A 12,357-nucleotide genomic window follows, 5' to 3' on the forward strand; every position below is an offset into this window, starting at 1 on the left:
GCCCCTCCTCGCCGAAAGTACTGCGGAGCAAGTCCGTGGGAGGATAGGGCGTTCCGCTCATGGGCGGCGCTTTTTCTTTTGCGCAGGGGGGGCCGCGGCCCCGGGGGCGTGCCCGGGGCCTGCGGCCCCCCTTTCCTTTGCGCTCGGGCGGGAATTCACGGTAATTCTTCAAGCATTATTTCGCTTTCTATCATTGAGTTTCTCTGTTTCACCATGTTGTTTGTCCGCTCATTTATATTTACTCGTATATCTACAGGTACAATATGAATTAATTATAGTGTGTATGTTTGAGAGGACTGACTTTTCGTGGCTGAATATAGTGAGACTGTTCTGAACCTCGCTGCGTCGTGCGTCTCCGACCATGAGACGCTCGACAAGATTGCAAATGCATTGGCAAATGGGACGCGTCGATCTCGACAGCAGGCTGCGCAGGTCCTCGCAGCGGTTTCCCATTCCGACGCTGCTGCGGTTTCCGGCTACAGCCAGATTTTCGTTGATGCACTATCTCGCCCTGAGGCCCAGACGCGCTGGGAATGTCTCGATGTGCTGACTCGTCTTTGCGATGTCGATGCTTCGCTTTGCGCTGACGCTATCGATGGTGCAGAAAACGCGCTTTTCGACGAGGAGAGCGGTCCGCTGCATCTTGCTGCGATGCGATTCCTCTGCAAGTTTGGCGCAATTTCCGAGCAAAATTCCGATCGTGTGTGGCCGCTTGTTGATGAGGGCATTCAATGCTGGCATGGCGACCTTGAGTTCCAGGATATGCTGAACTCGCTTCTCGATTTCTCAACGGGGCATCTTTCGGAGTCGGTGAAATCCGAGCTTGCTGAACGGATGTTGTTCGACTCGAAGAATGGGCGCGGTGCCTTGAGGCGAAAGGCGACGACCATCGTCGAGAACCTGTCCTAGCCTATTTGTGCCGTCGACTACAATGTAACATTCGACGTTCTTTTCTATGCGTATCCTTGAAGCGTATTCGTTTGAGTCGCGTTTGCGACGGGTTTGTGAGGAGGAGCTATGGCTCGTCATACGGTGACCTTGATTCCCGGTGATGGAATCGGCGTTGAGACTTCGGCCGCTATGCAGCGTGTCGTCGAGGCCTGTGGTGCGGAAATCGATTGGGAAATCGCCGAGGCTGGCGCGCATTGCCTTGAAACCGAGGGCACGCCGCTCCCTGATTCTACGATTGAAGCCGTCAAGCGCAACAAAGTCGCCATCAAGGGACCAATCACGACTCCCGTTGGCACTGGTTTTCGCAGCGTAAACGTTGCGCTTCGCAAGACGCTTGGCCTTTATGTCTGCCTGCGCCCTGTCATTTCGCTTCCCGGTGCTGGTGGTCGCTATGACAACGTCGACCTGGTGATCGTTCGCGAAAATTCCGAGGATTTGTATGCTGGCGTCGAGTTCGAGGAAGGCTCCGAAGGCGCTCGGAAGCTGATTGACCTTTGCGAGGAAGAGGGTGCGGGCACCATTCGCCCCGACTCCGGCATCTCCGTCAAGCCGATTTCGGTTACTGCCTCGCAGGATATTGTTCGATATGCATTTGAGTATGCGCTGAAACACGGTCGCAAGAAGGTTACCGCTGCTCACAAAGCAAACATCATGAAGTACTCCGATGGTTTGTTCCTCCGCGTCGCGCGCGAGGTTGCCAAGGAATATGAGGGTCGCGTCGATTTCGACGACCGCATCATCGATGCCTTCTGCATGAACATGGTAACTGACCCCTCGCAATTCGATGTTGTCGTCTTCCCGAACCTGTATGGCGATATTGCAAGTGATCTGGCGGCGGGCCTTGTTGGCGGTTTGGGTATCGCCCCGGGCGCGAACATTGGTAAGGAATACGCTGTCTTCGAGGCGGTTCACGGCTCAGCTCCCGATATTGCGGGGCAGAATAAGGCGAACCCGACTGCGGAAATCTTGTCGGCTGCGATGATGCTCGATCATCTCGGCGAGCTTGAAGCTGCGGCTCGTATTCGCGCTGCAGTGAAGGAGGTTTATGCGGCTGGCGAGTGGCTGACGGGTGATATTCGCAAGCTGACGGGTTCCGACAAGCCTGCGGCGAGCTGCACCGAGTTCACCGATGCGTTGGTTGCAGCTCTCGCGAAGTAGGTTACATTCGCCATCTTCTCGATGGTAAAAGGACGGTAACGGAAATGCTCGGTCTCGCGAGGGACTGGGCATTTTCGTGTATAGTGGGGAAAATTACCTTATCAAGGAGGGATACGTTTGAAGCAATCATCGGGACTTGACGCTTTGCTCGAGGCGCTTAAGCAATCCGGCATGAACACCGATTCGTTCGGCTCGCCTTTCGGCAGCGGCTCCGATGCGGACGACTCGGCCAAGGCTGCCGATGCGGGATCTTCTCGCGGTTCGGGTGGGCCGAAGGCGCCGCATGTCGAGATGCCGCACATCATCGAGAACATGAAATCGTGGAGCAAGAAGGCGATTATCGTTGCGGTCATCGTTCTCGTTGTCGTTATTCTTGCTGCCTATTGGTGGTTCCATCCGCCTATCAACATCCATAGCGTCGACACCTGGTTCTTCATCGCGGTGTTCATCTTGCTGCCGACGTTTTTGTTCTTCCGCGTGCGCTCCTCGAATTACAAGGAAGGGAAGGGCAAGCGCGCCGAGCGCAACGAGGGCAAGGCGAAGACGTTTAAGGCGCTCTCCTTCATCCCTGTCGCCGTCGCTTGCGTGGGCATTATCGGTGCGTTGATGTCGCTGTCGCTTTTCCCGGGCAACGCGGCGAAGTATGCCACGGTGCTCAATACCGTCGACCACGATTTCGCCTCCGACATTCAGGAGGTGAACTACTCCGAGATCCCGGTGATCGACCGTGACTCCGCGATTCTTCTCGGCAATCGCGAGATGGGCTCGATTCCCGAGTACGTCAGCCAGTTCGAGATCTCTTCGCTTTACAGCCAGATCAACTACCAGGGCACGCCGGTTCGCGTGAGCCCACTCGGCTACGCCGACCTGTTCAAGTGGTTTACCAACCGTGGCACGGGCATTCCCGCGTACGCACTTGTCGACATGACGACGCAGGATGCGCAAATCGTGACGCTCGGCGACAACGCCATCTTCTATTCCCAGTCAGAGCCGCTTGCGCGCAACATCGACCGTTACGTGCAGCTGAAGTACCCCTTCTATATGTTTGACGAGAAGTCGTTCGAGATTGACGAGGATGGCCACCCGTGGTGGATCTGCCCCGTGCAGAAGCGTACGATCGGCCTGTTTGGAGGTACGACCATCGACCGCGTCGTCATGGTGAACGCAACGACGGGCGAGTGCACCGACATCTCGATTGATGAGGTTCCTGAATGGGTTGACCGCGCATATCCCGCAGAGCTTCTTATCGAGCAGTACAACTGGTCGGGCGCTTACAAGGACGGTTGGCTTAACAGCTGGCTCGGCCAGAAGAACGTGGTCCAAACCACCCCTGGTACCGACGGAAACGTCGGCTACAACTACATCGCGAAAGACGACGACGTGTGGGTCTACACCGGCGTCACTTCGGCGACGGCCGACAACTCCATCGTCGGGTTCGTGCTGGTGAATCAGCGCACGGCCGAGTCGCACTTCTATTCGGTTGCGGGCGCTACGGAAGAGTCGGCGATGCAATCCGCCGAGGGCCAGGTTCAGAATTTGCGCTACACGGCCACCTTCCCGCTGCTTATCAATGTGGCGAACCAACCGACGTACTTCATGGCGCTCAAGGACAGCGCGGGACTCGTGAAGAAGTTCGCGATGATCGACATCCAGCGCTACCAGAACGTGGCGGTTGGCGATACGGTCGCGGAGTGCCAGAAGTCCTACGAGGCCCTTCTCGCGACGAACGGCGTCGACACGGGAGATTCCACGCCGACGGACGTGAAGCAGACCAAGGGCATCATTGCGACGATGGCGCAGGCGGTCATCGAGGGGAATTCTCACTACTATGTGACGCTTCAGGGCGATTCCTCGATCTACGATTTCCCGCTGCCCGGCATGCTCGAGATTGTTGCCTACTCGGCTGGTGATGAGATTTCCTTCACCTACATCGATGCTGGCACGACGGCATTTCCCGCTCAATCTATCGACAGTGTGAAGACGGCGGGAACCGAGCAGAAAAGCGTTGACACCACGGTGTAGATGCGTATCATATAAGAGCTGCATAAAAGCAGTGCAAGATGAAATTGTTCCGCTGCCCAAGACAGCAGGCACCGAAAGGTTTAATCGCATAAGAATGCGGCCCGCCGAGGTGGTTATCTAAGCGTTGAGCTTTGACGACCCCTGCTGTCCTGTGACGGTGGGGGTCGTTTCGTTTCTTCGAACGCGGCTCCACCCCAAGGGGCGGAACTCGAGTTTGAGGAAAAGGAGGTGTACGAATGCCCAACGCAAAGAATCAAGAAATGCTCGCCAACGTCAAGGCGGACCTCGAGGCTACTTCCGCGGTGTGGGTCGTGGATTACTGCGGCCTCACGGTGAAGCAGATCCAGGAGCTTCGCCGCAGCGTGCGTGAGGCTGGCGCTGTCATGAAGGTTTACAAGAACACCCTCATGCACATCGCTCTGGCTGACGCTGAGCTGCCGACGCTCGACGACATGCTTCAGGGTCCGAGCGCGTTCGTGTTCTGCGGTGACGACGTGGCTGCTGCTGCTAAGGCTGTCAAGGAGTTCGCCAAGAGCAACGACGTTCTCGAGATCAAGGGCGGCATCATGGACGGTGCTGCCGTTTCTGCTGCCGAGGTGGAAGCTATCGCTTCTCTGCCTTCCCGCGAAGAGCTCTACGCTCACATCGCTGCTGCTATCAACGGTGTGGCTCAGGGTCTCGCGACCGCCATCGCTGGCGTGCCGCGCGGTCTGGCTCAGGTCACCAAGGCTGTGGCCGACCAGAAGGAAGCTGCCTAGCATCAGCTCATGCGGCCTGAGAGACGCCGCGTAACGAAAAACATTCGGCTGGGAAGGTCCCAGCCCCTTTGAAAGGAAACTAACATGGCTGTTACTCGCGAAGAGATCATTGAGGCTCTGAAGGAGATGTCCCTGCTCGAGGCTTCCGAGCTCGTGAAGGACATCGAGGAGACCTTTGGCGTGTCCGCTGCTGCTCCCGTTGCCGTTGCTGCTGCTCCGGCTGCTGGCGCTGCTGCCGCTGAGGAAAAGACCGAGTTCGACGTCGTCCTCGAGGGCTTCGGCGACAACAAGATCGCTGTCATCAAGGTTGTCCGTGAGATCACCGGTCTCGGCCTCAAGGAAGCCAAGGAAGTTGTCGAGAACGCTCCTAAGGCTATCCAGGAAGGCGTTGCCAAGGACAAGGCTGAGGAAATCAAGGCCAAGCTCGAAGAGGCTGGCGCTGCTGTCACCCTCAAGTAACTCGATTCTTTTTAGATTCGCAGTGAGAAAGACCCTCCTTTGGGAGGGTCTTTTTTATGGGATGAGAAGGGGAGGCTGCGATGTCGGGCGGGCGGAAGGTTCGTCTATGCGAACCATGCCTGCATGTAAGCTTCTGAGCTGGCGGTATTCAGAAATGGGAAAATGACGGGAAGCGGGTGCGGCCCGATACGGGGTTCTCATAGACTTATAGGAAGCTAATGAATATCTCAGGCGATCGAGGCGCCAGTTGCGGATAGTGTCCCCGTCCTTCCTCGATATTCGCTCGCCATTGGTATAATGGGGAAGCAGTTTTCAACTATCGCCTCGCGCACAGGAGCTCATGACCGCCAGCCTGAAAACACATGCTTGGGAATTGATGGCGCTTGCCCTGTTCTACTTCGTCTTTCTCGGTGGCGAGTATTTCTTCGATGCGACGCTCGCCGGCTTCATGTCCCCGGCCGATGTCGTTTTGAACCAGGGCATGATACTCGGCGCGAGCGCTGTGGGCTTTTGCTGTTTCGAGCCTTTTTCCCGAACGCCGCGAAGGGTGCGTTTGGGTTGCTCGATGGTGTCTATGGTTGTGGGATTTGGCGGCATCGCCGTCCTATTCGCCCAGCCTAGTCTGCTGTTGATGCAGGTCATCGGTGTGATTTGCTTCTATTTTCTGGGAGTCTTGGGAGGAGCTGTCCATTGGGCGGCGTCTCGCAAGATTGCGGGGTTCGATCATGCCGCGTTGCTAGTTGGGATTGCCTACGCCGTGGGAATCGCCATACAGTTCGTCGCCAACGCGGCGTTCTCGGATCGCCTTGCGGCATCGATCGCTCTCGCCGTCGGCGCAGCTGCGCTCCTTGTGGTTTGCCGTCGACGCTTTGCGGGCGGACGCTGCGACGGTGCGACCCGGGTCTCAGGTGAGCCGATGCCAAGCGAGCGGGATGTGCATGACAAGCTGAGCGGGGAAAACGAGCCGAACGCGTCAGGCGGACGAGCGGCTTGCCCAAGCGCTTCCCCTCGGGGAGCTCTCTGGCTTTCGGTAATCGTGGCGCTCGTCTCGCTCATGTTCGTAACGCTCGACAACATCGTCACGCTCGCGGACGCCGGTGGGGATCTTGACGTGGGAAGCTGGCCAAGGCTTCTCCTTGCGGTAAGCGCCATCGCGGCTGGTGCGCTTTTCGACATACGGCAGCGCCGCTATATGAACTTCATCATGTTCTGCGTGCTTCTGCTTTCGACCATCGCCATCCTTGCAGCCGAAACGAATGGTGGTCTGTTCTGGGGACTCGTCCTTTTCTACCTCGCTTCGGGGTTCTTCGTCACCTATTTCACGGCGAGTTTCATGCTCATGGCGCCGAAAACCAAGCGGCCTGCCTTGTGGGCGGGAATGGGTCGCGCGATCAACAACGCCTGCGCTTTTGCGATAGTCGGGCCTTCTCTTGCCCTTATCCAGGCGGGGAGCCTCATCCTCATGATTGCGATCTGCATGGTCCTGTTCGTGACGATCATCATCGTGTTTTTCGCGTCGGGGGCCTTTCGCCTGGACACGGTGCTTGAAGAGGAGGCGCGTTCTGCAGTCGATCCGGCGGCGTTTGTGGAAGAATACGGCTTGACGCCGCGCGAGGCCGAGGTGCTCGTTCTTGTTACCGCCGACGAGCGGGCGCTCAAGGAAATCGCGTCCGAGATGGACATCTCGCTCCGCATGCTGCAAAAGCACCTGACCTCCATCTATAAGAAGACCGATACGCAAACACGAGCCGGCTTGACGAGGAAGTTCCTGGCATAGCTTTTGCTCGCAGTTGTCTTCGGTGTCGAAAAAGAGGCGGCGAGGCGAGCCTAATCTGGCAGCCGCCGTTTCCCTCGATGCTTCTCGCGCCTTTCTTCGAGGACACTCCTTCGATTGCGTCGGGGGGGATGACGGCGATGCGCTTTCTGTTGCGCCTCTCTCGGTTACGCCCTGGTAACGGGCGTGCGGCTTTGTCATGCCGATGTCCTATAGTGGGACCGACAGAGAAAGGAGCAACCGATGCAGCGAGGGTATTTCAAGACGGCGTGGAGCGACATCACCCAGTCGCCGCATTGGGCGACGCGCATTCTCCTTTTGGCGCTTTTGTGCTTCATCCCCGTGTTCGGTTGGATTGTGATCGCGGGCTATCTGTGGGGATGGGCGCGCGATATGGCGTGGGGCGTGCACGCTCCGCTTCCCGAGAGAATCTTCGAGAACGCCGATGGGACGCTGTATTCGCGCGGCTTCTTTGCGGCAGTGATCGCTGTGGTGTGCGCTGTGGTGATGAACGTGCTTCAGAGCGCGGGCGGCCTGATTTCGTCGGGAAGTTTCGCTGGTTCGGCGTTCGTCTGGGGAGATGTCCACTCGATTTACCAGACGGTTGCGCCCCTCGGCTTGGTGTCGGGACTTTTATCGCTGTTCTCGTTTGCCGTGTTGTGTGCGGTTTCGTTCATCATCACCCTGTTCAAGTGGGTCGGGACGATGCGGATGTCGATTTACGGGCGCCTCTCTGCGGGCTTCCAGGTTTCGCGCATTTGGGCGATGATACGCCACGATTTCAAGGGAATCCTTCGCATACTCGGCATGTGGCTGATTGTCTCGTTCGTTGCGGGCATCGCCATTGCCCTTGCGGTTAGCGTCGTGATCTTCGCCGGTATCCTCTGCGTGTCGTTTTTCGCGAGCACGGGGGTTCATGCGAGCGATGCCTCGTTCTTGCCCGTCGTCGTCGCGGCAATGATTTTGATGGTTGTCGCCTTAGCGGTTGCGCTGTTCGCCGCATTTCTCGGTGTGATGGGTTGCGCCCTCGTCGTGCGCGCAGTGGGGCACTGGACCTGTCAGTTCGATGTTGCGAACTGGCGCGGACAGGACGATCCGATGCCGTTCGAGCTCAAGGGCGCTCAGACTAAGGGATAACTTTACAGGCGCGGGATGGCCCTGAGGGCATCCCGCGCCTGGTTGCGTTGCCGAACTGTTTTGGTTCCTAGAGGTTTTTCACGCTCATGCAGCGCATCGCGTTCAGAATGGCGATGATGGCGACGCCCACGTCGGCGAACACGGCGAGCCACATGTTGGCGATGCCGAGCGCAGCCAAGATGAGCACAATGAGCTTCACTCCCAGTGCGAAGATGATGTTCTGCCAGGCGATGCCCATTGTCTTGCGCGCGATGCGAATGGCGCGTGCGATGTTGGAGGGCTTGTCGTCCATGAGCACGATGTCAGCGGCCTCGATGGCGGCATCGGAGCCCATCGCCCCCATGGCGATGCCGATATCGGCGCGCGTGAGCACCGGCGCGTCGTTGATGCCGTCGCCCACGAACGCGAGCGTGCCCTTGCTCGATGTGTCGTTGATGAGTCGCTCGACTTCCTCGACCTTGTTCTGCGGGAGAAGCGAGGCTCGGTATTCGTCGATTCCGAGCTTCTCGGCGACGGCGCGCGCAACGTCATCGCGGTCGCCGGTGAGCATGACGGTGCGCTTCACCCCGGCCGCCTTCAAGTTTGCGATGGCCTCCGCGGCGTCGTCCTTCACGACGTCGGCGATGACGATGTGACCGATGTAGGAACCGTCGAGCGAGACGTGCAGGATGGTCCCCGTAAGCTCGCACTCGTGCCAGGCGATGTTGTCTGCCATCATGAGCTTCTCGTTGCCGACGGCGATGATGTGCTCGTCGACCTGGGCGCGAACGCCATGCCCGCTTTCCTCCTTGACGTCTTTGATGCGCGCGCGGTCGATCTCGCCCGTGTAGGCGGCCTTCACCGACAGCGCGATGGGATGGTCGGAGTACGTCTCGGCATATGCTGCGAAGGAAAGGACAAGATCGGGGTCGACGCCCGCCTCCGCATGGACGGCGACGACGTTGAAGGTGCCGTTGGTGAGCGTGCCCGTCTTGTCGAAGACGACGGTCTCGGCCTTGGCGAGGGTCTCGAGGTAGTTAGACCCCTTCACAAGGATGCCGCACTTCGAGGCGCCGCCGATGCCGCCGAAAAACGACAGCGGCACGGAGATGACAAGTGCGCAGGGACAGCTCACGACGAGGAAGGTGAGCCCGCGCAGGATCCAGTCCGACCAGGCGCCCGCGCCAAGGAGCGGGGGTATGACCGCGAGCAGCAGCGCCACGATCACGACGGCCGGCGTGTAGTAGCGGGCGAAGCGCGTGATGAAGTTCTCGGTGCGCGCCTTCTTCTCCGAGGCATTCTCGACAAGCTCAAGGATGCGGCTGACCGTCGATTCGCCGAAGGGTTTCGTCGTGCGGATAGTGAGCACGCCGGTCAGGCTCACGCAGCCAGAGAATACCTCGGCGCCCTCTTCGACGACGCGCGGGACGGCTTCGCCGGTGAGTGCTGCGGTGTCGAGCTGGGACGCGCCTTTCACGATAACGCCGTCGATGGGGATGCGCTCGCCCGCCTTCACGATGATTTCGTCGCCGACTTCCACCTCGTCAGGGTCGACCTCAACAAGTTCGCCATCTTGCATGATGTTCGCGTAGTCGGGCGCGATATCCATCATGTCGGCGATGGACTTGCGGCTTTTGCCGACGGCGTAGCTCTGGAAGAGCTCTCCCACCTGGTAGAACAGCATAACCGCGGCGCCTTCTGCCATGTGCGGCCCCGTTTCAGGGAAAAACACCATGGCGAACGCGCCGACGGTCGCAATGGTCATGAGGAGGTTCTCGTCGAAGACTTGGCCGTGGCCGATGTTCTTGACGGCTTTGACGACGACGTCGTAGCCAGCGATGAGGTAGGGGATGAGGAAGAGCGCGAACTCGACGTAGACGGCGTTCGTCTCGCTGCCGAGCCACGCGTCAAGCGGAAGGAACTCCGTTGCCGCGAAGACGACGAAGAAGATGACGAGCGCGACGATGATGCGGTTGCGCCATTTGATCTGCTTTTTGTTCATAGGTGGTAGGCCTGTCCGTTCTCTGCCGAGGAGGCGAGGCGGTTTTTGGCTCCCCGCTTCGCTGTTCGGTGAAACGCTTTGCGTTTCACCTCATGCGCTGCGCTCTTTCATGCTTTATACAGCGCGCTTTGCGCGCATTATATGGTTTTCAAGAGTCGCCAAAAACCGCCTCGCCTCCTCGGCAGAGAACTACTTTGAAAGGGGCAGGGCTGTTCGTTGCCTGCCGAATTAACGGACGATGTTGCAGTCGGGTTCGAACTTGTGGATGGTTTTCTGCGCCTCGTCGAGGATTTCGTTGAAACGGGCATCGTCAGCTACGAGTGTCATCTTCTGCATCATGAAGTTGACGGTGCACTTCTCGACGCCGGGCATCTTGCTGATGGCGTCCTGCATCTTGGCGGCGCAGTTGGCGCAATCGAGGTCTTCGAGCTTGAACGACTTACGCATGGGGGAGTCCTTTCCTCGGGATTTATGTGAGCCGGAATTCGGTCGGTTCCTTATTATTCGCAGATGTGCGTCATGCCCTGGGCGAGCATGGTGTAGACGTGGTTGTCGGAAAGCGAGTAGATGACGTTTTTGCCGTCACGCTGGAATTTCACGAGGCGGGCCTGCTTCAGCGTGCGCAGCTGATGCGACACGGCGCTTTGCGTTGCGCCGACGATCTCGGCGATGTCCGCGACGCAGCGGCTGTGCCCCATGAGCGCATAGAGGATTTTGATGCGCGTGGTGTCGGCGAACACCTTGAACAGATCGGCCAGGTCGTAGAGGAGCTCTTCGTCGGGCATCTCGTCGAACAGGCAGGATGTCTCCTCGCGATTGCAGCCGCAGGGGCAGACCTCCTCGACGGGTGAGGGCGTGTTTGCGCGGGGCGCCTCCACGGAGTTCGCGCTAGGTACGTCTGCTGCGTTCACGATAGACTCTGCCTCTTGCACGATATGGCTGGAGCTCTCCGTCATGATGGATCCTTTCGCAACTTCTGTTTGCTCATTCATGTAAACATATGAGCAACTGTTCATAAGTATAGGAATACCGATGATACTGTCAAGGGGCGCGCAAGAAAAACTGCATGCGTTTGGAGGGATTCACAAAGGGGCAAGCTGGGCGTCGTGCGGTCGCGCTCGCGGTAGGATGCCTGCTGACACGCAATCGAGGGATTTCTGGACAAAAAGGGCCGTTTTAGGGGGATGGGCTCGAGAACGAGAGGTCGCATAGGGTCGCTGTCGTGCAGCGCCCCTCGCGTTTTGCGGCCGCGCGGCGGGGTCGGGGGCCCGCTTGGGAGGGGCGACCCCCCCTTAAACGCCACTTTTTGTCCAGAATAGGGGGTTTCTCGTGTCGGGCACGGTAGCGTGCCGAACGCTAGTGTCGCGACTCCGCTTGCAAGGCGAGGGCTTCAGCCTGCGACAGATCGTTCGAGAGAGATATGGCCGCCAGAGCCTAAGGATTGCGCGTGCGCCAGGCTGTGGGCGAGAGCCCCGTCTGCTGCTTGAAGGCTTGGGCGAAGGCGGCTTGTTGCGGGTAGCCAAGGCGTTCGGCGATTTGCCCCACGGAAAGCGAGCTGTCGGCGAGCAGGTCGCATGCTCGCTCAGTGCGCCGCCTGCGTACATAGGCTCCTACGGATTCGCCTGTTTCGGCTTTGAAAGAGGCGCAGAGCTTTGATCGACTCGTGTACAGGCGATCGGCGAGCTCGTCGACGCTTACACGCTTGCCTGCGTCAAGAGCGCGCTCTACGGTTGCTGCCGCCTCTTCGGCGAGATTGATGCTTGCCCGCGCGCCGGCTGCCTGTCGAGCCTGTTCGCAAGCCGCGCGTGAGCAGGCTAGTTCGGCGACCATCGTCTCCACGATGCCCTGCATGTACACATGTCCGCCCACTGCGCGGGCGCGCTCCTCGCTGACTCGCTGCAGCGCATGGCAAATGGCGGACGCCGCTTCTTCGTGCCACGGCTCGGCGAACGCTTCGAAGAGCCCTTCGAACTCGGCGGGATAGCGACTTTCCAATTCCTTGAAAAACCCGGGCAGGAAGAGCACGGAACGCGAGTGGTAGAGCTGTCCTGCAAAGAGTGGACTCAGCTCTTCGCCGCAATTGTCCTGGATAAAGCTGCACACTGCGCTGTTCGGCC

11 protein-coding genes and 1 other annotated feature are annotated in these 12,357 nt (G+C 58.8%); of the genes, 7 read left to right on the forward strand and 4 right to left on the reverse strand.

The features are described from left to right. Positions 1-306: 306 nt before the first annotated feature. From Q0G18_RS07380 to Q0G18_RS07410, 7 genes are all read left to right on the forward strand, one after another. Entirely contained in the window at positions 307-909 is a 603-nt protein-coding gene (locus tag Q0G18_RS07380) for a hypothetical protein (RefSeq protein ID WP_297151433.1), read from the forward strand. A gap of 108 nt (positions 910-1,017) precedes the next feature. After that, positions 1,018-2,109: an isocitrate/isopropylmalate dehydrogenase family protein gene (locus Q0G18_RS07385; RefSeq protein ID WP_297151436.1), complete on the forward strand. Its 1,092-nt coding sequence runs from the start codon at positions 1,018-1,020 to the stop codon at positions 2,107-2,109. A gap of 117 nt (positions 2,110-2,226) precedes the next feature. Next, complete coding sequence (locus Q0G18_RS07390; RefSeq protein ID WP_297151439.1) at positions 2,227-4,131, forward strand: Tat pathway signal sequence; 1,905 nt, start codon at positions 2,227-2,229, stop codon at positions 4,129-4,131. Between the two features lie 37 nt (positions 4,132-4,168). Continuing rightward, positions 4,169-4,313, forward strand: a sequence feature (ribosomal protein L10 leader region). A gap of 54 nt (positions 4,314-4,367) precedes the next feature. Beyond that, on the forward strand, positions 4,368-4,889 hold the full coding sequence (rplJ, locus tag Q0G18_RS07395) for a 50S ribosomal protein L10 (RefSeq protein ID WP_158049566.1): 522 nt from the start codon (positions 4,368-4,370) through the stop codon (positions 4,887-4,889). Positions 4,890-4,973: 84 nt separating this feature from the next. Beyond that, positions 4,974-5,348 (forward strand): 50S ribosomal protein L7/L12, encoded by a 375-nt coding sequence (gene rplL, locus Q0G18_RS07400; RefSeq protein ID WP_158049567.1) that lies wholly within the window; start codon positions 4,974-4,976, stop codon positions 5,346-5,348. Between the two features lie 340 nt (positions 5,349-5,688). Then, positions 5,689-7,125, forward strand: a complete 1,437-nt coding sequence (locus Q0G18_RS07405) for a helix-turn-helix transcriptional regulator (RefSeq protein WP_297151443.1) — start codon at positions 5,689-5,691, stop codon at positions 7,123-7,125. Between the two features lie 240 nt (positions 7,126-7,365). Then, on the forward strand, positions 7,366-8,259 hold the full coding sequence (locus tag Q0G18_RS07410) for a DUF4013 domain-containing protein (RefSeq protein ID WP_297151446.1): 894 nt from the start codon (positions 7,366-7,368) through the stop codon (positions 8,257-8,259). Between the two features lie 67 nt (positions 8,260-8,326). Here Q0G18_RS07410 and Q0G18_RS07415 read toward each other — a convergent pair whose 3' ends face one another. The 4 genes from Q0G18_RS07415 to Q0G18_RS07430 form a co-directional block, all read right to left on the reverse strand. Then, entirely contained in the window at positions 8,327-10,240 is a 1,914-nt protein-coding gene (locus Q0G18_RS07415; RefSeq protein ID WP_297151450.1) for a heavy metal translocating P-type ATPase, read from the reverse strand. 228 nt (positions 10,241-10,468) lie between these two features. After that, complete coding sequence (locus tag Q0G18_RS07420; protein WP_296062777.1) at positions 10,469-10,687, reverse strand: heavy metal-associated domain-containing protein; 219 nt, start codon at positions 10,685-10,687, stop codon at positions 10,469-10,471. A gap of 53 nt (positions 10,688-10,740) precedes the next feature. Further along, positions 10,741-11,025, reverse strand: a complete 285-nt coding sequence (locus Q0G18_RS07425; RefSeq protein WP_296062780.1) for a metalloregulator ArsR/SmtB family transcription factor — start codon at positions 11,023-11,025, stop codon at positions 10,741-10,743. Positions 11,026-11,674: 649 nt separating this feature from the next. After that, positions 11,675-12,357, reverse strand: a 683-nt coding sequence (locus tag Q0G18_RS07430; RefSeq protein WP_297151453.1) for a helix-turn-helix transcriptional regulator, incomplete at its 5' end; no start/stop codon positions are given.

The organism is uncultured Ellagibacter sp. (assembly GCF_934636505.1).
GTDB lineage: Bacteria > Actinomycetota > Coriobacteriia > Coriobacteriales > Eggerthellaceae > Ellagibacter.